26 protein-coding genes and 1 pseudogene are annotated in these 22,989 nt (G+C 66.5%); 19 read left to right on the top strand and 8 right to left on the bottom strand.

Going from position 1 to position 22,989, the window contains the following annotated elements:
- From ACCQ09_RS06750 to ACCQ09_RS06730, 5 genes and pseudogenes are all read left to right on the top strand, one after another.
- Positions 1-645 (top strand): annotated as a pseudogene (locus ACCQ09_RS06750) (PepSY-associated TM helix domain-containing protein).
- 21 nt (positions 646-666) lie between these two features.
- Positions 667-1,182 carry a DUF2271 domain-containing protein gene (locus ACCQ09_RS06745; RefSeq protein WP_040940928.1) on the top strand — a complete coding sequence of 172 codons (516 nt, stop codon included), beginning with the start codon at positions 667-669 and terminating at the stop codon, positions 1,180-1,182.
- A 152-nt stretch (positions 1,183-1,334) separates the two neighbouring features.
- Positions 1,335-2,138, top strand: a complete 804-nt coding sequence (locus ACCQ09_RS06740; RefSeq protein ID WP_012437789.1) for a DUF4198 domain-containing protein — start codon at positions 1,335-1,337, stop codon at positions 2,136-2,138.
- Positions 2,139-2,356: 218 nt separating this feature from the next.
- A complete protein-coding gene (locus tag ACCQ09_RS06735) occupies positions 2,357-3,331 on the top strand; it encodes an FAD:protein FMN transferase (RefSeq protein WP_040940927.1) in 975 nt (324 codons plus the stop codon).
- Positions 3,328-4,932 carry a sulfite reductase subunit alpha gene (locus ACCQ09_RS06730; RefSeq protein WP_040940926.1) on the top strand — a complete coding sequence of 535 codons (1,605 nt, stop codon included), beginning with the start codon at positions 3,328-3,330 and terminating at the stop codon, positions 4,930-4,932. The genes ACCQ09_RS06735 and ACCQ09_RS06730 overlap by 4 nt, the downstream gene beginning before the upstream one ends.
- Before the next feature lie 152 nt (positions 4,933-5,084).
- Here the strand turns inward: ACCQ09_RS06730 and ACCQ09_RS06725 are convergent, their stop codons facing one another.
- Together ACCQ09_RS06725 and ACCQ09_RS06720 are read right to left on the bottom strand one after the other, a co-directional pair.
- Positions 5,085-5,681 (bottom strand): HutD/Ves family protein, encoded by a 597-nt coding sequence (locus ACCQ09_RS06725; protein WP_029628895.1) that lies wholly within the window; start codon positions 5,679-5,681, stop codon positions 5,085-5,087.
- Between the two features lie 474 nt (positions 5,682-6,155).
- Positions 6,156-6,530 carry a ComEA family DNA-binding protein gene (locus ACCQ09_RS06720; protein WP_323370237.1) on the bottom strand — a complete coding sequence of 125 codons (375 nt, stop codon included), beginning with the start codon at positions 6,528-6,530 and terminating at the stop codon, positions 6,156-6,158.
- A 157-nt stretch (positions 6,531-6,687) separates the two neighbouring features.
- Between ACCQ09_RS06720 and ACCQ09_RS06715 the strand changes: the two genes are divergently transcribed.
- The 4 genes from ACCQ09_RS06715 to murU all read left to right on the top strand — a co-directional run bounded on the left by ACCQ09_RS06715 (position 6,688) and on the right by murU (position 10,416).
- Positions 6,688-8,181, top strand: coding sequence for a M20 family metallopeptidase (locus ACCQ09_RS06715; RefSeq protein WP_040940925.1), 1,494 nt, complete (start codon positions 6,688-6,690; stop codon positions 8,179-8,181).
- Positions 8,182-8,343: 162 nt separating this feature from the next.
- Positions 8,344-8,616: a GlsB/YeaQ/YmgE family stress response membrane protein gene (locus tag ACCQ09_RS06710; RefSeq protein WP_011037910.1), complete on the top strand. Its 273-nt coding sequence runs from the start codon at positions 8,344-8,346 to the stop codon at positions 8,614-8,616.
- Positions 8,617-8,671: 55 nt separating this feature from the next.
- Positions 8,672-9,709 (top strand): aminoglycoside phosphotransferase family protein, encoded by a 1,038-nt coding sequence (locus ACCQ09_RS06705; protein ID WP_011037911.1) that lies wholly within the window; start codon positions 8,672-8,674, stop codon positions 9,707-9,709.
- Positions 9,706-10,416, top strand: coding sequence for an N-acetylmuramate alpha-1-phosphate uridylyltransferase MurU (murU, locus tag ACCQ09_RS06700; RefSeq protein ID WP_011037912.1), 711 nt, complete (start codon positions 9,706-9,708; stop codon positions 10,414-10,416). The genes ACCQ09_RS06705 and murU overlap by 4 nt, the downstream gene beginning before the upstream one ends.
- A 17-nt stretch (positions 10,417-10,433) precedes the next feature.
- Here murU and hda read toward each other — a convergent pair whose 3' ends face one another.
- Genes hda through ACCQ09_RS06685 form a run of 3 tightly spaced genes read right to left on the bottom strand, consistent with a single transcriptional unit; the run spans position 10,434 to position 13,407 of the window.
- On the bottom strand, positions 10,434-11,135 hold the full coding sequence (hda, locus tag ACCQ09_RS06695; protein WP_012437784.1) for a DnaA regulatory inactivator Hda: 702 nt from the start codon (positions 11,133-11,135) through the stop codon (positions 10,434-10,436).
- Positions 11,132-12,298 carry an AI-2E family transporter gene (locus tag ACCQ09_RS06690; RefSeq protein ID WP_012437783.1) on the bottom strand — a complete coding sequence of 389 codons (1,167 nt, stop codon included), beginning with the start codon at positions 12,296-12,298 and terminating at the stop codon, positions 11,132-11,134. Before ACCQ09_RS06690 ends, hda begins: the two co-directional genes overlap by 4 nt.
- A complete protein-coding gene (locus tag ACCQ09_RS06685) occupies positions 12,295-13,407 on the bottom strand; it encodes a DUF2066 domain-containing protein (RefSeq protein ID WP_040940924.1) in 1,113 nt (370 codons plus the stop codon). The genes ACCQ09_RS06690 and ACCQ09_RS06685 overlap by 4 nt, the downstream gene beginning before the upstream one ends.
- 129 nt (positions 13,408-13,536) lie before the next feature.
- On the opposite strand from ACCQ09_RS06685, the gene purM reads away from it, so the two are divergent.
- The 5 genes from purM to ACCQ09_RS06660 all read left to right on the top strand — a co-directional run bounded on the left by purM (position 13,537) and on the right by ACCQ09_RS06660 (position 17,273).
- Positions 13,537-14,562 (top strand): phosphoribosylformylglycinamidine cyclo-ligase, encoded by a 1,026-nt coding sequence (gene purM / locus ACCQ09_RS06680; RefSeq protein ID WP_012437781.1) that lies wholly within the window; start codon positions 13,537-13,539, stop codon positions 14,560-14,562.
- A gap of 16 nt (positions 14,563-14,578) precedes the next feature.
- Positions 14,579-15,037 carry a hypothetical protein gene (locus ACCQ09_RS06675; protein ID WP_040940923.1) on the top strand — a complete coding sequence of 153 codons (459 nt, stop codon included), beginning with the start codon at positions 14,579-14,581 and terminating at the stop codon, positions 15,035-15,037.
- 34 nt (positions 15,038-15,071) lie between these two features.
- A complete protein-coding gene (gene purN, locus ACCQ09_RS06670) occupies positions 15,072-15,725 on the top strand; it encodes a phosphoribosylglycinamide formyltransferase (RefSeq protein ID WP_011037918.1) in 654 nt (217 codons plus the stop codon).
- Between the two features lie 63 nt (positions 15,726-15,788).
- Positions 15,789-16,586, top strand: coding sequence for a DUF3108 domain-containing protein (locus ACCQ09_RS06665; protein WP_011037919.1), 798 nt, complete (start codon positions 15,789-15,791; stop codon positions 16,584-16,586).
- A gap of 3 nt (positions 16,587-16,589) precedes the next feature.
- On the top strand, positions 16,590-17,273 hold the full coding sequence (locus ACCQ09_RS06660; protein WP_012437779.1) for a DUF3108 domain-containing protein: 684 nt from the start codon (positions 16,590-16,592) through the stop codon (positions 17,271-17,273).
- A 294-nt stretch (positions 17,274-17,567) separates the two neighbouring features.
- Here the strand turns inward: ACCQ09_RS06660 and ACCQ09_RS06655 are convergent, their stop codons facing one another.
- From ACCQ09_RS06655 to ACCQ09_RS06645, 3 genes are all read right to left on the bottom strand, one after another.
- On the bottom strand, positions 17,568-17,891 hold the full coding sequence (locus tag ACCQ09_RS06655; protein WP_011037921.1) for a hypothetical protein: 324 nt from the start codon (positions 17,889-17,891) through the stop codon (positions 17,568-17,570).
- Entirely contained in the window at positions 17,888-19,162 is a 1,275-nt protein-coding gene (gene murA / locus ACCQ09_RS06650) for a UDP-N-acetylglucosamine 1-carboxyvinyltransferase (protein ID WP_228427999.1), read from the bottom strand. Before murA ends, ACCQ09_RS06655 begins: the two co-directional genes overlap by 4 nt.
- A gap of 113 nt (positions 19,163-19,275) precedes the next feature.
- Positions 19,276-19,503: a BolA family protein gene (locus tag ACCQ09_RS06645; protein ID WP_011037923.1), complete on the bottom strand. Its 228-nt coding sequence runs from the start codon at positions 19,501-19,503 to the stop codon at positions 19,276-19,278.
- A gap of 53 nt (positions 19,504-19,556) precedes the next feature.
- Here ACCQ09_RS06645 and ACCQ09_RS06640 point away from each other — a divergent pair, with 53 nt between their 5' ends.
- Genes ACCQ09_RS06640 through lptB form a run of 5 tightly spaced genes read left to right on the top strand, consistent with a single transcriptional unit; the run spans position 19,557 to position 22,960 of the window.
- Positions 19,557-20,558 carry a KpsF/GutQ family sugar-phosphate isomerase gene (locus ACCQ09_RS06640; RefSeq protein ID WP_011037924.1) on the top strand — a complete coding sequence of 334 codons (1,002 nt, stop codon included), beginning with the start codon at positions 19,557-19,559 and terminating at the stop codon, positions 20,556-20,558.
- 48 nt (positions 20,559-20,606) lie between these two features.
- Positions 20,607-21,155, top strand: a complete 549-nt coding sequence (locus tag ACCQ09_RS06635; protein ID WP_040940921.1) for a KdsC family phosphatase — start codon at positions 20,607-20,609, stop codon at positions 21,153-21,155.
- Positions 21,152-21,727, top strand: coding sequence for an LPS export ABC transporter periplasmic protein LptC (lptC, locus tag ACCQ09_RS06630; protein ID WP_014508474.1), 576 nt, complete (start codon positions 21,152-21,154; stop codon positions 21,725-21,727). The genes ACCQ09_RS06635 and lptC overlap by 4 nt, the downstream gene beginning before the upstream one ends.
- Positions 21,705-22,241, top strand: coding sequence for a lipopolysaccharide transport periplasmic protein LptA (lptA, locus tag ACCQ09_RS06625; RefSeq protein WP_011037927.1), 537 nt, complete (start codon positions 21,705-21,707; stop codon positions 22,239-22,241). Before lptC ends, lptA begins: the two co-directional genes overlap by 23 nt.
- Positions 22,241-22,960 carry an LPS export ABC transporter ATP-binding protein gene (gene lptB / locus ACCQ09_RS06620; RefSeq protein WP_011037928.1) on the top strand — a complete coding sequence of 240 codons (720 nt, stop codon included), beginning with the start codon at positions 22,241-22,243 and terminating at the stop codon, positions 22,958-22,960. The genes lptA and lptB overlap by 1 nt, the downstream gene beginning before the upstream one ends.
- The last annotated feature ends 29 nt before the right edge of the window (positions 22,961-22,989 follow it).

Below are 22,989 nucleotides of genomic sequence, written 5' to 3'. Positions count from 1 at the left end.
ATGGCGCCCGCCTCCTCCACCGATCAGCTCGGCGCCGCGCAACAACGGCGCGGCTTCTGGCTGCGCATGCTGCACCAGTGGCACTGGATCAGTTCGGCGGTGTGCCTGATCGGCATGCTGCTGTTTACCGTCACCGGCCTCACCTTGAATCACGCCGCGCGCATCGAAGCCACTCCTTCGACCGAGCACCGCACCCTTACGCTGCCTACCGCGTTGCTACAGGCCTTGGGCACGCGCCAGGAAGGCAATGCGCCACTGCCGCCACGCGTCGCACAGTGGCTGGGCCGCGAACTGGACATCAGCGTCGGCACGCGCGAGGGCGAATGGTCGCCGGAGGAAATCTATCTCGCACTGCCGCGCCCCGGTGGCGATGCCTGGCTGAGCCTGGACCGCAGCACCGGCGCGGTGTAATACGAGCGCACCGGGCGCGGCGCGATCGCCTACCTCAACGACCTGCATAAGGGCCGCAACGCCGGGCCAGCCTGGGGCTGGTTTATCGACGTGTTCGCCATCGCGTGCCTGGTGTTTTGCATCACCGGCCTGTTTTTACTGCACCTGCACGCGCGTCAGCGGCGCATGACCTGGCCGTTGGTTGGCCTGGGCTTGCTGATTCCGCTGTTGCTTGCCCTGTTGCTGATCCACTGACCCTCGCCTCCGGAGACGACCATGCGCGCCACCTTGACCATCGCCCTGAGCGGCCTGCTCGCCATGCCGGCGTATGCGGCCACGCTCGATATCAACGTCGAGATCCCCAAGCTCAATGTCGCCGAATACCACCGCCCGTACGTGGCGATCTGGGTCGAAGGCGCCGACCAGAAGGCCGCTGCCAACCTGGCGGTCTGGTACCAGTCCAAGGACACCGCCGAAGGCCATGGCACCAAGTGGCTGCCGGACTTGCGCCAGTGGTGGCGCAAGAGCGGGCGCACCCTGGAGGTGCCGGTCGACGGCGTTACCGGCCCGACCCGCCCCGCCGGCGCGCACGCGTTGTCGTTCACCGATACCAAGGGTGCGCTGAAGTCGCTGCCGGCCGGCCAATACACGCTGGTGGTGGAGGCCGCGCGTGAAGTGGGCGGCCGCGAGTTGGTCAAGGTGCCTTTCACCTGGCCGGCCACCGCTGCACAGACGGCCAAGGCCAGCGGCAGCAGCGAACTGGGCACGGTCAGCATGGTCGCCAAGCCCTGATCGTGCGCTGCGCGCGGTCGCTCGCACGCGCCGAGTGCAATACGAGTCCCCCCGCACGCACGGCGTTATTCGATCTTCCACGCATCCACGCGGCGCAGCTGTGCGCTGACCAGACACGCGACCACCGCCCTCATCTTCTGCAAGGAGTTGCCATGAAACGTCCTCTCGTCCTGATCGCCCTGCTCGCCGCACTGCCGGTCACCGCCCTCGCGCACAAGGCCTGGTTGCTGCCTTCGCAAACCGTCCTCGCCGGCGAAGCACCATGGATCACCGTCGATGCCGCGGTGTCCAACGACCTGTTCTACTTCAACCACGTGCCGCTGCGGCTGGACAACCTGAGCATCACTGCGCCCGATGGCAGCGCGCTCAAGCCGGAGAACCCGGCCACCGGCAAGTACCGCAGCGTGTTCGATCTGCAGCTCACCCAGCCCGGCACCTACAAGCTCAGCATCACCAACGCCGGCCTGTTCGCCAGCTGGAAGGAAGACGGCAAGCCCAAGCGCTGGCGCGGCAACGAAACCAGCTTCGCCACCGAAGTGCCGAAGAACGCGCAGGAACTGCAGGTCTCCCAGTCGCTCAATCGCGTGGAAACCTTCGTGACCCGCGGCGCGCCCACCACCACCGTGTTCAAGCCCAGCGGCAAGGGCATCGAGCTGATTCCGGTCACTCACCCCAACGACCTGGTCGCTGGTGAAGCCGCGCAGTTCACCCTGCAACTGGATGGCAAACCAGCGGCCGGCCTGGAGATCGAAATCGTGCGTGGCGGTACCCGCTACCGCGATGCCCAGAACGAGATCAAGCTCAAGACCGACGCCAAGGGCGGCTTCAGCGTGACCTGGCCGGAGCCGGGCATGTACTGGCTGGAAACCACCACCGAAGACACCAAAACCTCGCTGCCACAGGCCAAGCAGCGCCGCCTCGGCTATGTCGCCACACTGGAAGTGTTGCCGCAGTAATCGCCGCACGCACGCCACTGCATTGATCCTTTGATCAATGCAGTGGCGCTGTTGAGGCGGCACATGCTATCGGCGTGTACGGTCTACCGCGTGCGCAGCGCACGCTGCACCAACCGACGCATCCTCTGCTGCTTCAAAAGCACGCCGCGTGATGCAAACGGCACGTTTGCGCGTCACCATGGCTGCCTCAAGGCAGCGCCTGCTCGACCGGTCCACACATGCACCCAGTTTCTTCCGCAGATGACGCCGTTGCCACCCTGGGCGGCCGCAGCATGGGCACCACCTGGAGCGTGAAGCTGGTGGCGCCGCGCGGCCGCGACCTGCATCCGTTGCATGCGGTGATCCAGGGTGCGCTCGATCGCGTAGTCGCGCAGATGAGCACCTGGGACGCAGACTCGGACATCACCCGCTTCAACCGTGCTGCCGCCGGCACCTGGCAGCGGTTGCCGGACGCATTCCACCGCGTGCTGACCACGGCGCTGGAGATTGCGCGTGCCAGCGATGGCGCGTTCGATCCGACCGTGGGCCCGATGGTCGACCTGTGGGGCTTCGGTGCCGCCGGTGGGCCGCGCAAGGTGCCCAGTGCCGAGCAGATCGCCCTGGCCCGGCAGCGCTGTGGCTGGCAGCGCCTGCACCTGGAGGCAGACCGCGCACTGCAACCCGGCGCGCTTGCATTGGATTTGTCGGGCATCGCCAAGGGCTTCGGTGTGGACTGCGTGCAGCGCGCGTTGGCGCAGGCGGGAATCACCAGCGCGTTGATCGATGTCGGCGGCGAGCTGTTTGGATACGGCCGCAAACCCGATGGCAGCGCATGGCGTGTACTGGTGGAATCAGCGCCTGACGAAGACGCAGGCGCCGCATTGCCCGCGCGCGTGTTGGCACTGGATGGACTGGCCGTGGCCACCTCCGGTGACCGCTGGCACCGCTTCGAGGCCGGCGGCGTACGTTACGCGCATACCTTCGACCCACGCCTGGGCGCGCCGGTTGCGCATGCAGCGGCTGCGGTCACCGTGCTGGCGCACGATGCGATGCATGCCGATGCCTGGGCAACCGCAATGACCGTGCTCGGTGTTGACGCGGGCCTGGCTTATGCGACGAACGCAGGGCTGGCGGTGCGCTTTCTGCAGCGCCGTGGCGCGGATTTGCAGGAATCCATGAGCCCGGCGTTTGAAACGCATCTGGCTGCCGCATGAGCCTCGCCTCCCCACGCGTGTGGCTTGGCAACGGCGTCATCCTGCTGGCCTTGGCGGTACTGGCCGCCTGGTTGGGCAGCCTGCATGCGGGCCCGTGGTGGAGCGCCCCCGCCCCACACCGTTGGCAATGGGCGGGCCTCAGCCTGGCGGCTTACGCCATCGTCTGTTTCGGCCTGTGGCTGCGCGGGCGTCCACGCGTTGCGGCTGCGCGCGGCGATGACAGCAACGTGCTGATCGCCTGGGCGAGCCAGACCGGGTTCGCGCGTGAATTGGCCGAACGCAGCGCCACTGCCCTGCAGCAGGCCGGCGTCGGTGCGCATGCATTGCCGCTGGACGCGTTGGATGCCAATCAACTATCGCGCGTGCCGCGCCTGCTCTGCATCGTCAGCACCACCGGCGAAGGCGATGCACCCGATCACGTACAAGCAGCCGAGCGCACCTGGCTCGCCGGCAGCGATACCGATCTGGCCGCGCTGCGTTACGCGGTCGTTGCGCTGGGCGACCGCCGTTACGCGCAGTTCTGCGCATTTGGGCGGCGCCTGGATGCACGCTTGCAGGCGCAAGGTGCAACCCCCTTGTTCGCACGCATCGAGGTCGACAACGCCGAGCCGCAGTCCCTGCAGCAGTGGCAGCAACGGCTGGCTGAACTGGCACCGGCACTGGCGACGCAAGCGGATTGGAGTGTGCCCAGTTATGCCGACTGGCAGCTGCAGCAGCGCGTGCATGTCAATCCGGGCAGCGCGGGCGCCGCGGTGTATCGCCTGCGCCTGATCCCCTGCGACGGTCATTTGCCGCAGTGGAGCGCGGGCGACATCGCCGAAATCCGCCCGCAGCATTCGCCACAGATGGTGGAGGCCTGGCTGCAGCGGCATCGGCTGGACGGCACCCAACAGGTGCAGGGGCGTTCGTTGCACGCATGGCTCAGCGGCACGACCCTACCTGACGACGGCCCCGACATCACTTCGCTGGATACATGGGTACACACACTGGCGGCGCTGCCACACCGCGAGTACTCGCTGGCCTCGCTCCCCGACGAAGGCCATGCCGAACTGCTGATCCGCCAACACCTGCATGCCGATGGCACGCCCGGCCTGGGAAGCGGCTGGCTCTGCCAGGCGGCTCCAATCGGCGCACGCATCGCGCTACGCGTGCGGACCAATCCCGGGTTCCACCCGCCCGCCGCTGCGCAACCAATGCTGCTGATCGGCAATGGCACCGGGATCGCCGGCTTGCGTGCGCACCTGCGCGCGCGCATCGCCGCCGGTGCGCGCCACAACTGGCTGCTGTTCGGCGAACGCAACGCAGCCTACGACACGCTGTATGGCGATGAACTCGAACACTGGCAGCGCGACGGCTGGATCGAACGACTGGACCGCGTCTATTCCCGCGACAGCGGCCAGCCGCATCGCTACGTCCAACACGCCTTGGCCGCCGCGGCGGCGGACGTGCGCGCATGGGTGGCGCAAGGCGCCTGCGTGTACGTCTGCGGCAGCCTGCGCGGCATGGCCCCGGAGGTCGATGCCGCCCTCGACAGCATTCTGGGAACCGACCTCAAACAGGCACTGCTCAGCAGCGGGCGGTATCGTCGCGACGTGTACTGACGGTCGTTATTGCAAGCGAAACTCCACTGCTGTGAACGGATATGTTGCGCTTCACTTGTTAGCCGCAGTGCAGCGGCTTGCATGGATCTGCACATGCAACGGCCCCGTGAAGCTGCACCTGCACCTGCACCTGCATCTGAAAGTCCACCACCTCAGCCAGCCGGACTCACCCGGATCGCCAGCAGTTCGCCGCCGCCATCCAGCACGAAGCGGCTGCGCGTTCGCGCCGACAACCACGCGGTGTCACCGGCCAGCAACGGCGGCAACCCGCTATCGCGGCCAAAACTTGCCTGCCCGGCAAGCAGATGGATCGCCCAGGCACTGCCGGGGTCGGCAAAGAACAGCATCGTGCCCACCAGCGGGCGGTGCAGCAGCTCGGTCTGCAACACAGCGCGCCGCCACATCAGGTTGAAGTCCTGCGTCGGCCCGTCGCTCAGCACCGCGGTGACCGCCTCCTCGCCCGCGAACCGCAGCCGCTGATACGGCGGCAGCAAGCTGTGCTGCCGCCCGTCGCCAAACTGCAGCTGCATGCCATTGCCACGCAGCAACACCAGCTCGCGGTCGATCCCGGGAAATGCGGAGAACGCCGCGTCCTGTTCGATCTCGGCAATCGAAAGCCGCAGCGCCCAGGCATCGTCGGGCTCTCCCAGCCGCAGGATCTCGCGGGTCCAGCCCAACTGGTTGCGCCACCGCTCACGGCGGTACTCGGTGGCCGGGATCACCCGGCTGCTCAGGTCTGTCAGCTGCATCGGCGCATTGTGCCGCAAGCGTGCATGTGTGCCTGCATGAGTGTGTTTGCCTGCCTACTTGCCCATGTCCAGACGAGCGCACGCGCGCAATTGCCATCGCGTACGTCCATACCGAAAGTGCCATCATCAAGATGCCGAGACATCAGCATCAGTCTCCGGCGTACTGATGCGTACCGCAGAACACATGGCAGTGCGGAACACGTATGCAAGGTCGCGCGCGTACACCACGCAGCCCACCGTCAAGCCAGAGATCAGCGTCACGCCCATACCGGATCCGGCACTACAGCCACCTAACCCGGGCTGCGCAGCTGGCCGCTATGAAGCACCCAAACGAAAAACGCCCGGCTGCACATCCAAGTGCAACACCGGGCGATTTCACGTCCTTGTCGGCTTCCAGCCATCCCCCAGACATCCTGTCCAGTTAGGTTGCGGCCACGCATCCTCGCGTCGAACCGTATCTCGGATCCCTTCCCCTTAACGCCGTCCCACCGGTTTCACCGCCGCCCCCATGGCAGCCTTCTTGGCGGGAGCCATCGTGGCGCCCACTTCGATCAGGTCTCGATTCCGTTCGACCGTCTTGAGTCCGATGCCCTTGACCAGTGCCAGTTCCTCGGCACTTTTGAAGGGACCGTTTGCCTGACGGTGCTCGACGATTGCCTCGGCTTTTGATCGCCCGACATTCATCAGCACCTTGTCCAATTCCTCAGCAGACGCGGTGTTGATATCGACCTTATCGAGTGCATACGCATTCGAGGACAACAACAACGCCAGTAGCAGGGACTTCAGGACTACGGTAAATGACTTCATTGCAACGCTCCTTGTGGCTTGGGTGATGGTCCTAGCCAGCATTCCTGCCGGCGGAGCCAGTGTCCCGCGCCACATGCAGCAATCCTATCGCCAACGAACTTTTCACACAGCCGGTGAACTGCGCGGTGCCTTGTAGGGAAATCCCTACCCCCTGGCTGCGGCGTAGAATGTGCCATTACGTCACGCATTCGGAGCCCGTATGGATAGCGCCAAGATCGACCAATTCGTCAGCGACACGTGGGATCGCGAGATCGTCCCGCAACTGGTCGATTACATCCGCATCCCCAACAAGTCGCCGATGTTCGATGCCGACTGGGTCGCGCATGGCTATATGGAACAGGCCGTCACCCTGATGGAAACCTGGGCACGCGCCCAGGCCATCGACGGCATGCAGGTCGAGGTGGTGCGCCTGGAAGGCCGCACGCCGTTGATCTTCATCGAGATCCCGGCCACCGGGTCGGAGTCGGGCGAGGACACCGTGCTGCTGTACGGCCACCTGGACAAGCAGCCGGAAATGACCGGCTGGGATGCCGATCTCGGCCCCTGGGAGCCGGTGCTGCGCGACGACAAACTGTATGGGCGCGGCGGCGCGGACGATGGCTACGCGATCTTCGGCTCGCTGGCTGCGGTGATGGCGCTGCGTGCACAAGGCCTGCCGCATGCGCGCTGCGTGGTGCTGATCGAAGCCTGCGAGGAATCCGGTAGCTACGACCTGCCCGCCTATGTGGACCACCTGGCCGAGCGCATTGGCAAGCCGTCGCTGGTGGTGTGCCTGGATTCGGGTTGCGGCAACTACGAGCAGCTGTGGTGCACGACTTCGTTGCGTGGCCTGACCGGCGGCAACCTGACCGTGAAGGTGCTGGAGGAAGGCGTGCACTCGGGCGACGCGTCCGGCGTGGTGCCGTCCAGCTTCCGCCTGCTGCGCCAGCTGCTGTCGCGGATCGAGGACGAAACCAGCGGACGCATCCTGCTCGATGGCCTGCACGTGGACGTGCCCGCCGAGCGACTGGCACAGGCCCGCAGTGCGGCGGCAACGCTGGACACGGCCATCTTCGACAAGTTTCCGATGGTGGACGGGCTGGTGCCGATGCACGAGGACCTCACCGAGCTGGTGTTGAACCGGACCTGGCGCCCGGCCTTGTCGGTCACGGGTGTGGATGGCATGCCGCCGCTGGCCTCGGCCGGCAACGTGCTGCGTCCGCAGACCGCGGTGAAGCTGTCGCTGCGCCTGCCGCCCACTGCTGACGGCAAGGCCTGCGGCGAGCTGCTCAAGCAGGCCTTGCTGCGCGACCCACCGAACGGCGCGCAGGTCACGCTGGAACTGGAAAAGGCCTCCTCCGGCTGGAGCGCGCCGGGCATGGCGCCGTGGCTGGAGAAAGCCATCGACGACGCCAGCCGCGCCTTCTTCGACAAGCCGGCGATGTACATGGGCGAAGGAGGCTCGATCCCGTTCATGGGCATGCTGGGCGAGAAATTCCCCGGTGCGCAGTTCATGATCACCGGCGTGCTCGGCCCGCATTCCAATGCGCATGGCCCGAACGAATTCCTGCACATCCCGATGGGCAAGCGCGTCACCGCCTGCGTTTCTAAGGTGATCACCGAGCACCACGCCGCCTGCCTGCGTGGCGAAACCAGCGGCTCGCCGGTGGCAGCGGACAGCGGTACCCGACATGGTGGACATGGCTGCTGCTGAGGCAGCGCACTGCGACGATCGGCCAGCCTGGCGCACTGCGGGCCGGCCGGCTGTCTTGACCGCACGGCTGCAAGCACTCCGTGCAACCACCCGCGTCGATCTGCACATGGCGTCGGTAACGCGCAATGCTAGTCTGCCGCTCTTCTTCCCGCTGGTGCTGCAATGAACAACCTGTTTGGTAGCGACAGTTGGCTGTACATCATCCTGGTCGGCTTCGTGGTCGGTCTGCTGGCACGTTTCATCACGCCCGGCACGCAACGGTTGGGCTGCCTGCTGACCATCGTGCTGGGCATCGCCGGTGCCTTGCTGGCCAGTTGGTTCGGCCGCTACATGGGCTGGTACCACGCCGGCGAACCGGCGGGTTTCCTGGGCGCGTTGCTGGGCGCCATCGCCATCCTGGCACTGCTGCGCCTGTTCAGCGGCAGCAAGCGCTAAGACATCCCTCCTTTCTGCGGCGTGCGTTGTGCGCCGTTTTACTGTGCGCTTTGCCATGACTTCATCACTTTCTTCCGATACCTCGCGTGACAGCCAGCGCCTGCAGTGGGCGCGGCAGGCGCTGGGCGATCCACAGGCCACGCTGCAGCGTGCGTCGGTGGATGCCGGTTTTCGCAGTTACTGGCGCAGCCAGGGCGCCGGGCCGGATCGCATCGTGATGGATTCGCCGCCGGATCTGGAAAATGTGGCGCCGTGGCTGCGCATGCGCGACCTGCTCGAGCAGCACGGCGTGCGCGTGCCGCAGGTGCTGGCGCGCGACCTGGACGCAGGCTTGCTGTTGCTCGAAGACCTGGGGGTGCCGACGCTGGCACAGGCGCTCACCGATTCCACGGCTGATGCTCTGCTTGAGGCGGCGATCAGCCAACTGCTGTTGCTGCAGCACATCCCGCCGCCCGACGGCAGCGGCGTGTTTGGCGAAGCGCTGCTGCAACGCGATGCCGGCCTGTTCGAGGAATGGTTTCTTGGCCGCCACCTGGGCTTGCAGCTCGACTGCGCGCACGCAGAGCAATTGCAGCTGGTGCAACGCCGTCTGATGGATAACGCGCTGGCGCAAGCTCGCGTGTTCACCCATCGCGACTTCATGCCGCGCAACCTGATGCCGGTCGCTGACGGCCCGGCGGTGCTGGACTTCCAGGACTGCGTGGTCGGCCCGATCGCCTACGACCCGATCAGCCTGTTCAAGGACACCTCGGTGAGCTGGCCACTAGCGCGTGTGGACGCGTGGCTGGCGCAATACCACGCACGTGCGCAGGTGGCCGGCTTGCCGGTGCCGGCGTGGCCGCAGTTCCTGCGCGATGCGGACTGGATGGGCGTGCAGCGGCATCTGAAAAACCTCGGCATTTTTTCGCGATTGAGTTACCGCGATGGCAAGCACTGGTACCTGGACAACGTGCCGCGCTTCATCACCTACCTGGACGAAGTGTTGCCGCGCCATGCCGAATTGGCACCCTTGATCGACTTGCTCGACCAGCAGATCAAACCCGCACTGGCCGCACGCATGGCACACGGCAACGCCAATGGAACCGCCGCATGAAGGCGTTGATCTTTGCTGCCGGATTCGGTGAGCGCATGCGTCCGTTGACCGAACACACGCCCAAGCCGCTGTTGTCGGTGGGCGGCACGCCGTTGATCGTCTGGCATCTGCGCAAGTTGGCTGCACTGGGCGTGGACGAGGTGGTCATCAATACGTCGTGGCTGGCTGCGCAGTTTCCGCAGGTGCTGGGCGATGGCAGCGCCTTCGGGCTGCGTCTGACCTATTCCTACGAAGGCAGCACCCCGCTGGAAACCGGCGGCGGCATGCTGCACGCGCTGCCGTTGCTGGGCGATGCGCCCTTCCTGCTGGTCAATGGCGACATCTGGAGCGACATCGACTTCGCCACGCTCGACATCGCAGCCGACAGCCTGGCAACGCTGGTGCTGGTCGACGCGCCAGCCTATGCGGCACGCGCGGATTTTGCGTTGACTCACGAGGGCAAGATCAGCAGCACGGCGATGCCGACGCTCACCTATGCCGGCATCGGTCTGTATCGCCCGGCCTTACTGCACGCGTGGGAACGTGTGATCGGGCCGCTTCCCAGCACCGGTGAGGCCCCGCCGCGCTTCCCGTTGGCGCCGATCCTGCGCGCGCAAATGGCGGCTGGCCGGATCGATGGCGTGCACCACCGTGGTCGCTGGACCGATGTAGGCACACCACAGCGGCTGGCCGAGCTGGATGCACAACTGACTCAGCGCCGCGACTGAGCGCGGCAGCGCCGTCGTCAGGACGTGCGGTCGCCGAGCACGCGGCGCAGGAACGGCACCGTCACCCGCCGCTGCGCAGCCAGGGATTCACGGTCCAACCGGTCCAGCAAGGCCACCAACCCGGCCAGCTCACGCTCGCTGTGGGTCAGCAGCCAATCGATCGCAGCCTCGTCCAGCGCGAGCCCGCGCCGCTGCGCGCGGTCGCGTAAGACCGCCGCGCGTGCAACGTCGTCCAGCACCGGCAAACTGATGCGGACGCATTGCGACAGGCGTGAGCGCAGGTCGGGCAACACCAGCGCCAGGCCGTCGGGCATCTGGCGGGCGGTGTACAGCAGCGTGATCCCGGCAGCGCGCGCACGGTTGTGGAAATCGAACAGCGCCACTTCGTCCTCGCGCTGGCCGGCAATGCTGTCCACGCCATCCAGCGCCACCACGCTGCGCCCTTCCAATGCTTCGAGCGCATCGCGCAAGCGGCCAGCCGCCGCCTGCAACGGCAGGTAGGCCGAGCTGCGCCCGGCCTGCTCGGCCGCCGCGCAGACCGACAAGGCCAGATGGGTCTTGCCGGTGCCGCTTGGGCCGGCCAGATACAGCCAGTCGCTCAGCTGGCCGGCGGCGAACGCCTGCAGTTGCGCGATCAAACCGTCCGGTGCGGCGATATAGCTGTCCAGTCGCTGGTCGGAAGGCGCACGCAACGCCAACGGCAATTGCGGCACGCTCACGACCGATCCGCGTCCTTGCTGGCGTCGATGATCACGCTGCGCTCGGGCCCGGATTGCAACACGATGCCGGCACGCTCGCCGGCATACAGATCGCTTTGGGTGTAGCGCTCATGCGCATAGCGCAACAGCACGTTGGCCACCGCCGCCACCGGCAGCGCCAGCAGCATGCCGAGGAAGCCGAACAGCTGGCCGCCGGCCATCACCGCAAAGATCACCGCCACCGGGTGCAGGCCGATCTTGTCGCCGACAATGCGCGGGGTCAGCACGTAACTTTCCAGCAACTGGCCGACGGTGAACACCACGCCCACGCCGATCAGCAATTTCAGGTCGAACCCCTGCGCTTGCACGATCGCTGCCAGCAGCGCCAACACGATGCCGGTAGTGGCGCCCAGGTAAGGAATGAAGCTGATGAAGCCGGCGATGATGCCGATCAGCAAGCCCAGGTTGAGCCCGATGATGGACAGGCCGGTGGCATAGATGGCGCCCAGCGCCAGCATCACCAGGAACTGGCCGCGAATGAAGCCACCCAGCACGTCGTTGGACTCCAGCGCGAGCCGGCTCACGGTGCCGATGTAGGCACGCGGAATCACCGCCGCCACACGCTCCACCATGCGGTCCCAGTCGCGCAGAAAATAGAACGCCAGGATGGGCAACAAGGCCAGGTTGATCACCCAGGTGACCATTGCAAAGCCCGAGCGCGAGACATAGCCGAAGAAGGTCTTGGCAACGCCGCCCGCCTGCTCCCAGTGGCTGCGGATCCACTCTATGAGGCGTTCCGGGTCCAGCCAGCCCATCAACTCCACGCCGGTGCGGCGCTCCAGCCAGGGAATGGCGGTGCCGATCGCCCAGTCGCGCATCTGCGGCAGCGCATCGATCAGGGTCATGATCTGGCGCTCCATCATCGGCACCAGGATCATCAGCGCCAGCACCACCAGCAGCACCATGAGAATGAAGACCAGGGTGACCGCCATGTTGCGCGAGCGCCCGGCACGTTCGATGCGGTCCACCAGCGGGTCGCCCAGCCAGGCCAGCAGAAGCGCCAGCACGAACGGGGTGAGGATCGGCGACAGCAGCGATACCACCCACAGCACGCCGACGATCACCGCCGCCCATTTGAGGCGGCGCAGGAACTGGGCGATTTCCGCCTCGGGGGTCAGGATCATTTGAGGCGGTACTCGGCGTGCTCGTTTTCGAGAATGATGGGGCCTTCGGTCGGCACGGAAACCGAGATCAGCGGGCTGTTGTCGCCGAGCATACGGTTGAGCCCGGAAATGCCCGTGAGCAGCTCCAGGTCCAGCTCCATGCGATCGCCATTTGCGCTCACCGGGCGGATGCTGCGCACCACCGACACGCCCTGCAGCGCGGCGGACACACGCAGATAGTCGTCGGCGCTGCTGATGCCGGTGATCACCACGCGGTAGACCCCGGGTACGCCCGAGTCCACCCGCTTGGCGTAGCGCTTGACCAGTGCATCGGCGGCGCCGTCGGCACCGGCGGCCATCGCGCGGCGGGCATCGCCGTCGCTGCTGGTCCAGCTGGAGAGCACGTTGCCGTTGTCAACGAACACCCAGTCGGCGGTCCAGCCGCTATCGGTGCGGTAGAGCTTGCCGATCAACTGCATCGGCGGGCTGTACTTGGCCGACGCGCGCGCAACGGCGGCGGTGTCCTTGCGCCAGATGGCGCCGGCCAGGGCCTGTTCGGCGGCCGCGCCACCCGGCAGGCCGAGCCGGTAACCACGCTCGATCGCACGGTCGAGCAAGCTGCGCGCGGCGTTGGCCTGCGCCACGCCGACCAGACGCGGGCCGCTGCCGTCGTCGATGGCCAGCCACAGCACGGGTTTCGGGCGCGGCTGCGGCCACACCGGCAGGCCCAGCGCGGCGATCAGGCCATCGACGTCGGATTGCCGGAAACGCGCCACCAGCACGGTGCGGAAGGTCGGCGCGCCACTGCGCGAGGTGCCCTGATCCTGGCGGTAGTCGTAGTGATCGACGTAGTTGGGCGCATTGCGCAGCGCCTGCGGCACGCCGGGGCGGCTCATGACGCTGCGGTCGCCGGACACCTTGCCCAGCACCGCCCCCAGAGCACGCGCCAACGCGCCGGGGCGATCGGACTCGCTCTGGCTGTTGACCGGCACTTCGGCATCGTAGGCGCCCTGCGCCTTGGCGACGTCGCCTTCGGTGCGCAGATCGGCCTGGGCGTAGGCCGGCAACACGGGCATGGCGACCACGAGGGCGAGAAAGAAAGCGAGACTGCGGCGCATCGACGGTTCCATGACGTAAGCGTATCCGGGTGAATTGTTGCCCGAATGGGACGCTAGCGCCAACGTGGCTGTTAAAATCGCCGCCTTTACCGCCGAGCCACCCCACCCGTGACCAGCCCAACGCCTTCCAATCCCTCGCCCATGACCTACCGTGACGCGGGCGTCGACATCGATGCCGGCAATGCGTTGGTCGAACGCATCAAACCCCTGGTCAAGCGCAGCTTTCGACCGGAGGTGATGGGCGGCCTGGGCGGCTTCGGTGCCTTGTTCGACCTGTCCGGCAAGTACAAGGAGCCGGTGCTGGTCTCCGGCACCGACGGGGTGGGCACCAAGCTCAAACTCGCCCAGCAACTCGGCCGCCACGACACCATCGGCATCGACCTGGTCGGCATGTGCGTCAACGACGTGCTGGTGCAAGGCGCCGAACCACTGTTCTTTCTGGACTACTTCGCCACCGGCAAGCTGGATATCGACACCGCCGCGGCGGTGGTCGGCGGCATCGCGCGTGGCTGCGAGCTCTCCGGCTGCGCGCTGATCGGTGGCGAAACCGCGGAGATGCCCGACATGTACCCGCCGGGCGAATACGACCTGGCCGGCTTCACCGTTGGCGCGGTGGAAAAATCGCAGCTGCTGGACGGCGCGCAGGTGCGCGAGGGTGACGTGCTGATCGGCATCGCGTCCTCCGGTCCGCATTCCAATGGGTATTCGCTGATCCGCAAGATCTACGAGCGTGCCGGGGCGCCGGCCGATCTGGTGCTGGACGACGGCGTGGCGCTGATCGATGCGCTGATGGCGCCGACCGCGCTGTACGTCAAGCCGATCCTGGCGCTGCTCAAGTCGCACGGCGAGGCGATCCACGCCATGGCGCATGTCACCGGTGGCGGGCTGACCGAGAACATCATCCGGGTGATCCCGGACGGCCTGGGCCTGGACATCGATGCCACGGCATGGATCTTGCCGCCGGTGTTCGCCTGGCTGCAGCGCGAAGGCGCGGTGGCCGATGCCGAAATGTGGCGCACCTTCAATTGCGGCATCGGCTTCGTGCTGGTCGCCGCACCAGCGCAGGCCGCCGCGCTGGAACAGGCGCTGGACGCGCAGTCGCTGGCGCATTGGCGCATTGGCCAGGTGGTGACGGCACAGGGCGACGAACGCGTCCGGATTGGTTGACCCAAGGAGCACCCGCATGGAAGCCGCGCCCGTTTACGTCTCTACAACTGCCACCGCCGAGGATCTGCAGCAGCTGAAGTTGCTGTCGATCTTCCATTACGTGCTGGCCGGCATCACCGGGCTGTTTTCGTTATTCCCGTTGATCCACCTGTTCATGGGGCTGGCGATCGTCACCGGCCACCTGCCGATGACCACGACCAATGCCGACGCGCCAGAGATGGATCCCCGCTGGTTCGGCTGGTTCTTCGTGGTGTTCGCGGCAGGCTTCATCGCCTGCGGCCTGACATTGGCCGGCTTCATGGCGTATGCGGGTCGCTGCATCGCCCAGCGCAGACGGCATCTGCTTTACCTGATCGTCGCCGGCATTTCCTGCTCGTTCATGCCGTTCGGCACCGTGGTCGGCGTGTTTACGCTGGTGGTTCTGCTGCGGCCGCAGGTCAAGGCGTTGTTTGTCACCAACGCGGCAGCCGCTTGAGCTGCGTCTCCGATATAACGATGGGCGTGATTGTATGAGCCTGCGCCTTGCAGTCCTGGCCTCCGGGCGCGGCAGTAATCTGCAGGCCATCCTCGATGCGATTGCCGCCGGGCAGTTGGCGGCCGAGGTGGCCGGTGTGTTTTCCGACCGGGAACAGGCGCCGGCCTTGCAGAAAGTGGATGCGTCGCGACGCTGGAGCGCCAGCCCACGCGCGTTCGCCGACCGCGCGGCGTTCGACAGTGCATTGGGCGACGCCATCGCCGCAGTGCAGCCGGATTGGGTGATCTGCGCCGGCTACATGCGCATCCTGGGCGAGCCTCTGGTGCGCCGCTTCACCGGCCGCATGCTCAACATCCATCCCTCGCTGCTGCCCAAATACCGCGGCTTGCACACGCATGCGCGGGCGCTGGAGGCCGGCGATGCCGAGCACGGTGCCAGCGTGCATCTGGTGGTGCCGGAACTGGATGCCGGCCCGGTGATCGCCCAGGCCCATGTGCCGGTGTTGCCGGACGACACCGCCGAGTCACTGGCGGCGCGGGTGCTGGACCGCGAACACCCGCTGCTGCTGGCCACGCTGCGGTTACTGGCCAGCGGCCGGGTCACCACGCCCGACGGGCGCGTGCATATCGACGGTCAGTGCCTGTTTACACCACTGCGACTAGAGTCCGCTGGCATCGCGCTCGTTTAGCGCGGACACGCGCCCCTCATTCCCTCTCGGACATCCTTGCGGCCCCGTGCCTCGCTCCCGCGCATGAAAGTCCTGCCCTTCGCTGTCGCGTTGTTCACCACGGCCCTGCTTTGCCAGGCCGGTATCGGCCGTGCGCAACAGGCCCCGGCCGCCGCGCCCGTGCCCGCGCAACCAGCCGCTCCGGCCTTGCCGGCCAGTAGCTGGACGCCGCCCGCGCTGGAGCCATTCGTGGCGACCTACCAGGCGTTCTACCGCGGCAAGGAAGCCGGCGACGCCACCATGCAGGTCAGTCACGGCGACGGCAACCAATGGCGTATCGACATGGCCGTGCGCGGGCGCAAGGGCTTTGCCAGCATCCTGGGACTGAACCTGGAGCAGAGCACCGTGTTCCGTGTCGATGGCGACACCTACGTGCCGCTGACCCAGAGCACCGTGCGCAAGGCGATGTTCTTCGGCAAGAAGGTCACCGGCGTCTACAACTGGCAGGCCGGCACTGCGCAGTGGGACGGCGACCTGAAGAAAGAGCGTCAGCAGCCGATTCCGCTGCAGCGCGGCGACCAGAGCGCGCTGTCGCTCAATCTGTCGCTGATGCGCGACGCACAACCCGGCCGCAGCCTGAGCTACCGCTACGTCGATGTCGGCCGGGTGCGCCAATACGATTACCGCGCCGCCGATGCCACCGAAGTGGTGCAGGTGGGCGACCTCAGCTACGACGCGTTGCGCGTATACCGCGTCAACAGCGGCGACAACGAAACCATCCTCTGGATTGCCAACGGCGTACCTACGCCGGTCCGCATCCTGCAACGTGACAAAGGTGAGGATCAGGTCGATCTGCGCCTGGTCGAATACCAAGGAGCCTGACCCATGAAGACGTTCTCCCGTACCAGTTCGTTGATTGCCGCAGCGGCCCTGGCGGTTGCCAGCCTGCCCGCGCTGGCCGTGCAGCCGTTCCAGGCCGATTACTCGGCCAATTACATGGGCATGCAGGCCAACGGCACCATGACCCTGGCCGCGGCCGGCGCCAACCAGTGGCGCTACACGCTCACCATCCAGAACCAGCTGGCCAACCTGACCCAGAGCACGGTGTTCGAAGAGGCCAATGGCCAGCTGCGCCCGGTCAGCAGCAATGACACCTCTTCGATGATGGTCAAGCGGCGCAACGTCACCGCGAACTACGACTGGAAGACCAGCCAGGCCACCTGGAGCGGCGACATCAAGCCGGACCGCCGCGGCCCGGTCAAGCTGCAGCCGGGCGATATGGATGCGCTGTTGATCAATCTGGCCATCACCCGCGACCTGGCCGCTGGCAAGCCGCTGAACTACCGCATGGTGGACGAAGGCCGCATCAAGCCGATGAGTTACAAGGTGGTGGGCAAGGAAACCATCACCGTCAACGGCAAGCAGGAACAGGCCACCAAGGTGTCGCGTGTGGACGGCGACAAGGAATTGATCGCATGGGTGGTCAAGGACCTGCCGGTGCCTGCGCGCTTGCTGCAGAAGGAAAAAGGCCAGGACGCGCTGGATCTGACCATCAAGGCGCTGCGCTGACGACTCGCCAGGCCGTCGCCTGATCTCGGGTGTGCGGCCGGACGTAGGAGCGCGCTTGCGCGCGATGAGGCGTTATCGATAAAGCCCCATCGCGCGCGAGCGCGCTCCTACGAATGAAGATGGTGCATCTGCGGGTTCATTGCGCTGCGCATCGACCATCAAAAAGCCCGGCAGCGTGCCGGGCTTTTTTGTGTCTGCATGTGTCTCGCCGCGGCTCGCACCTGGCACGACCCACCTCGCAGATCGAGGCACATGCAAGACGCGTAAGGCTCTCAACGTCCTCACGCACTCACCTCAGGGCTTGGCCGCAGCCTTGTCATCGCCGGTATTGAACACCGTGCGGCAATCCACGCGAATCTGCGCTTCGGTTGAGCGCCAATAAAACAGGTCGCAGTGGCGCTTGCCTTCGACGGTCTTCTTGACCGCCACCGCGTAGAACGATTGCGCGATTTCCTCGCGGCTGGCCGTGCCGTCGCCGTTCCAGTCCATGTCCTTGAACTCGACGCCCTGCGTGATGGCCATGCCGACCGACCAGGCGTAGACCAGCCACGCCAGGATCAGCACGATCACGCCCAGCAGCACCTTGCGGCGGGTGGTGAATTGGCCGCGCAGGATCATGCGATGCGCCGGATGGTCGCGCCCAGCGCCCCCAGCTTCTCCTCGATGTTTTCGTAACCACGATCCAGGTGGTAGATGCGATCGATGGTGGTGTCGCCGTCGGCGACCAGGCCGGCCAGGATCAGCGAGGCCGACGCACGCAGGTCGGTGGCCATCACCGGCGCGCCGCTGAGGCGTTCGGCGCCGCGCACGATCGCGGTATGCCCTTCCACCTGGATATCCGCACCCAGGCGCAGCAGTTCGTTGACGTGCATGAAGCGATTTTCGAAGATCGTCTCGTTGATCACGCCCACGCCGTCGGCCATGCAGTTGAGCGCCATGAATTGCGCCTGCATGTCGGTGGGAAACGCCGGGTACGGCGCAGTGGTCAGGTTGACCGCGCGCGGGCGCTTGCCGTGCATGTCCAGGGTGACGCTGTCGGCGGTGGTGGTGATCGTCGCGCCGGCTTCGGTGAGCTTGTCCAGCACCGCGTCCAGGGTGTCCGGGCGCGCGCGACGCACGGTGACGCTGCCGCCGGTCATCGCTGCGGCCACCAAAAAGGTACCGGTCTCGATGCGGTCCGGCAGCACCGCATGGTGGCCGCCGCCCAGGCGCTCGACGCCCTGCACCGTGATGCGCGGCGTGCCGGCGCCTTCGATCTGTGCACCCAGCGCGATCAGGCAGTCGGCCAGGTCGGTGACTTCCGGCTCCATCGCCGCGTTTTCCAGCACGGTGGTGCCTTCGGCCAGCACGGCGGCCATCAGCACGTTCTCGGTGCCGGTGACGCTGACCATGTCGAACACGTAACGCCCGCCCTTGAGCCGGCCGTTGCTGGTGGCCTTGATGTAGCCGTTTTCCACGCTGATGTCCGCACCCAGCGCCTGCAGGCCCTTGATGTGCTGGTCCACCGGACGCGAGCCGATCGCGCAACCGCCGGGTAGCGACACTTCGGCGGTGCCGTAGCGCGCCAGCAGCGGGCCCAGCACCAGGATCGAGGCGCGCATGGTCTTGACCAGCTCGTACGGCGCGATCTGGTGGGTGACCGAGCGCGGGTCGACCAGGATCGAGCGCCCCTTGGCCAGCGTGCCTTCATCGATGGTGACCTCGGCGCCCAGCTCGCTGAGCAGCTTCACCGTGGTGATCACATCGTGCAGGTGCGGCCCGTTGCTGATCTCCACCGGCGCATCGGCCAGCAGGGTCGCGCACAGGATCGGCAGCACCGCGTTCTTGGCGCCGGAAATATGGACCTCACCGTGCAGCGCTTGGCCGCCGGTCACTACGATTTTTGCCATGGGAACTCAGGGAATCCGAAATGAAGTCAGGGGAACGAGGAGGCGGTCAGGCGCGCGCTGGAGCCTGGCGGTCACGCGCAGGGGCGCGCGTCCAGCCAGGTGCTACCAACCGCTCAGGCCTCGTCGGGGGTCAGCGTCTTGAGCTGCAGCGCGTGGATCGCCCCGCCCATCAGCTCGCCCAGGGTGGCGTAGACCATGCGGTGGCGGGCCAGCGGCGCTTTCCCCACAAAGGCCGGGCTGACCACGGTCGCCTCGAAATGCACGCCATCCTCGCCCTGCACGTCGACGCGGGCCTCAGGCAAGCCGGATTCGATGAGTTTACGGATGGTTTCGGCGTCCAAAGGGCGTTTCCTCATAAAATGAGCGCACATTCTACTCTTCACCCGAGCCCTGCATGGCCGTCTCGCACCTACCCTCCGCCACCGTCAGCGACGCCAGCCTGGTCGCCAGCGGGCAGCGCGTGCTCGAGATCGAGCAGGCGGCCCTGGCCGCGCTGGGCGCGCGCATCGGTGCGCCGTTTGCCGCCGCCTGCCGGCTGGTGCTGGCCTCGCGCGGGCGGGTGGTCGCCACCGGCATGGGCAAATCCGGGCATATCGCGCGCAAGATCGCCGCGACCCTGGCCTCTACCGGCACCCCGGCGTTCTTCGTGCACCCGGGCGAGGCCGGGCATGGCGACCTGGGCATGATCACCGAGGCCGACATCGTGCTGGCGCTGTCGTATTCGGGCGAATCGGACGAAGTGCGCATGCTGCTGCCGGTGCTCAAGCGCCAGGGCAACCCGATCATCGCCATGACCGGCCGCCCGGCCTCCACCCTGGCGCAGGCCGCCGACGTGCACCTGGATGTCAGCGTGTCTGCCGAAGCCTGCCCGCTGCACCTGGCGCCGACCTCCAGCACCACCGCCTCATTGGCGATGGGCGATGCGCTGGCGGTGGCCCTGCTGGACGCGCGCGGCTTCACCGCCGACGACTTCGCCCGCTCGCATCCGGCCGGCAGCCTGGGCCGCCGCCTGCTGCTGCACATCACCGATGTGATGCATGGCGGCGACGAGCTGCCGCGCGTGCGCGAGGACGCCAGCCTGAGCGAGGCGCTGATGGAGATGAGCCGCAAGCGCCTGGGCATGACCGCCGTGGTGGACGCGCAGGAGCGGCTAATCGGCCTGTTCACCGACGGCGATCTGCGCCGCGCGCTGGACAGCGACATCGACGTGCGCAGTGCCGGGATTGCCGAGGTGATGACCCGCAACCCCAAGACCATCGGTGCCGACCAGCTGGCTGCCGAGGCCGCGCGGCTGATGGAGGACTACAAGATCAATGGCCTGATCGTGGTCGATGCGCAGCAGCGCGCGGTCGGCGCATTGAACATTCACGACCTGTTGCGCGCCAAGGTGGTTTAACAGGTTCAGTTTTCAACCGCCGGACCCCGTTCTCACCGATTCGTGCCGATGCCCTATTCCCCCCTGCAAGACCTTCCTGCCGACCTCATCGACCGCGCCGCCCGCGTGCGCCTGGCGTGTTTCGACGTCGACGGCACCCTGACCGACGGCCGCCTGTATTACGACCACGCCGGCAACGAGAGCAAGGCCTTCAATGTGCTCGACGGCCAGGGCCTGAAGCAGCTGGAGCATGCCGGCATCCACGTGGCGCTGATCACCGCACGCGCCAGCTTGTCGGCGGAAAAACGTGGCCAGGATCTGGGCCTGCATGTGCAGATCGGGGTCAAGAACAAGCGCCTGGCAGTGCTGGCGCTATGCCAGGAGCACGGGCTCTCGCTGGACGAAGTGTTGTTCATGGGCGATGACCTGCCCGACCTGCCGGCGTTGCTGGCGGTCGGCTTGCCGGTCGCGCCCGCCAACGCGCACCCGTGGATTGCCGAACGCGTGCAGTGGCACACCCGCGCACGTGGCGGCGAAGGCGCCGCGCGCGAAGTCTGCGACGTGGTGCTGGCCGCTCAGGGCCAGGTCGACAGCATCATCGCGAGGTTCTCGGCATGACCTGGAACTGGCGCACCACGCTCGGCGCGGTGCTGCTGGCGGCGGCGATCATCAGCGGCTGGTCAGCCTGGCAGCAGCGCGCGCGTCCGGTTGCCGCGGCGGTGGACGATTCCAAGGCCGACTACGTGCTGCGCGACTTCGAGTTGATTGCCCTGGACAAGGAGAGCGGCAAGGAGTCGATGACGCTGCGCGCGCCGGAAATGCACCGCAACCGCGCCGACCAGACCTCGGAGATCACCACGCCGGTGTTCCTGCTGCCCGACAACGCCAACAATCCGTGGACGCTGCGCTCCAAGACCGGCTGGATCAGCCCCAAGGGCGATGAAATGCGCCTGCGCGGCGACGTCGCCGGCGACAGCCCCACCACCGGCAACACCCCGCCCACCACTTTCCGCACCGAGAGCCTGGACGTATTTCCGCAGCAGAACCTGGCCAAGACCGCCGCGCCGGTCACCATGCGCCGGCCGGGTATCATGCAAAGCGGGGTCGGCTTCGAGGCTGATCTCAAGACACGCCAGTACAAGCTCCTTTCCCAGGTCAAGACCCGCTATGAACCGAATGCTGCCCGCTAAACTGGCGTTTGCCGCACTGCTGCTGCCCGCATTGGCGATGGCCAAGACCAGCGATCGCAATCAGCCGATGACGATCGACTCCAACAGCAACGATTGCAACATGCTCGATGACAGCGGCAAGTGCCGCTTCAGCGGCAAGGTGGTGATCACCCAGGGCACGCTGGAAATCCACGCCGACACCGCCGACATCTTCCAGAAGAACGGCCAGACCGACCGCGTGGTGCTCAACGGCAAGCAGGCCACGCTGAAGCAGGAGATGGACGACGGCGCGATGATGAACGGCCAGGCCGACAACATCGAATACAAGGTCGCCGACGAAATCATCATCCTCACCGGCAATTACAAGGTGGATTCGCCCAAGGGCACCAACGCTGGTCAGCGCATGGTCTACAACACCAAGACCGGCAACATGCAGAGCGGCGGCGACGGCAGCCGCGTGCGCACCATCATCCAGCCCAAGACTGCCGCGCCCGCCGCGGCGCCCGCACCGGCCAAGCCGCAGGGGAAGAAGTAATGCTGGTCGCCACCGGTCTGCGCAAGAAGTACAAGCAGCGCGAAGTGGTCAAGGAGTTCGGCCTGACCCTGGAAGCCGGCGAAGTGGTCGGCCTGCTGGGCCCCAACGGCGCCGGCAAGACCACGTGCTTCTACATGATCGTCGGGCTGGTCGAGGCCGATGCCGGGCGTATCGAACTGGACGGCCGCGACCTCACCGCCGAGCCGATGTACGCGCGCGCCAAGCTCGGCGTGGGCTACCTGCCGCAGGAGCCGTCGGTGTTCCGCAAGCTCAGCGTGGCCGACAACATCCGCCTGGTGCTGGAACTGCGCGACGACCTCGACGGGCCTGGCCAGGAGAAAGAACTGGCCTCGCTGCTGGAAGAGCTGCAGATCACCCACGTGGCCGACCAGCTGGGCGCCAGCCTGTCCGGTGGCGAGCGGCGCCGTTGCGAGATCGCCCGCGCGCTGGCCGCCAAACCGCGCATGATGCTGCTCGACGAACCGTTCGCCGGCGTGGACCCGATTTCGGTCGGCGAGATCCAGCGCATCGTCATCCACCTCAAGGAACGCGGCATCGGCGTGTTGATCACCGATCACAACGTGCGCGAGACCTTGGGAATCTGCGACCGCGCGTATATCCTCGCCGAGGGGGGCGTGCTGGCGCAGGGGGCACCGGACGCTTTGCTCAACAATCCCGACGTGCGGCGCGTCTATCTGGGGGACACCTTCCGCCTTTGAGCGCGTCGCCGCGCCATAGGTCATCCAGC

It is taken from the genome of Xanthomonas sp. NCPPB 2586, from assembly GCF_041475775.2.
GTDB classification, from domain to species: Bacteria; Pseudomonadota; Gammaproteobacteria; order Xanthomonadales; family Xanthomonadaceae; genus Xanthomonas; species Xanthomonas campestris.
The sequence above is the reverse complement of the archived record's forward strand: the minus strand, read 5'-3'. Positions and strand labels throughout refer to the sequence as shown.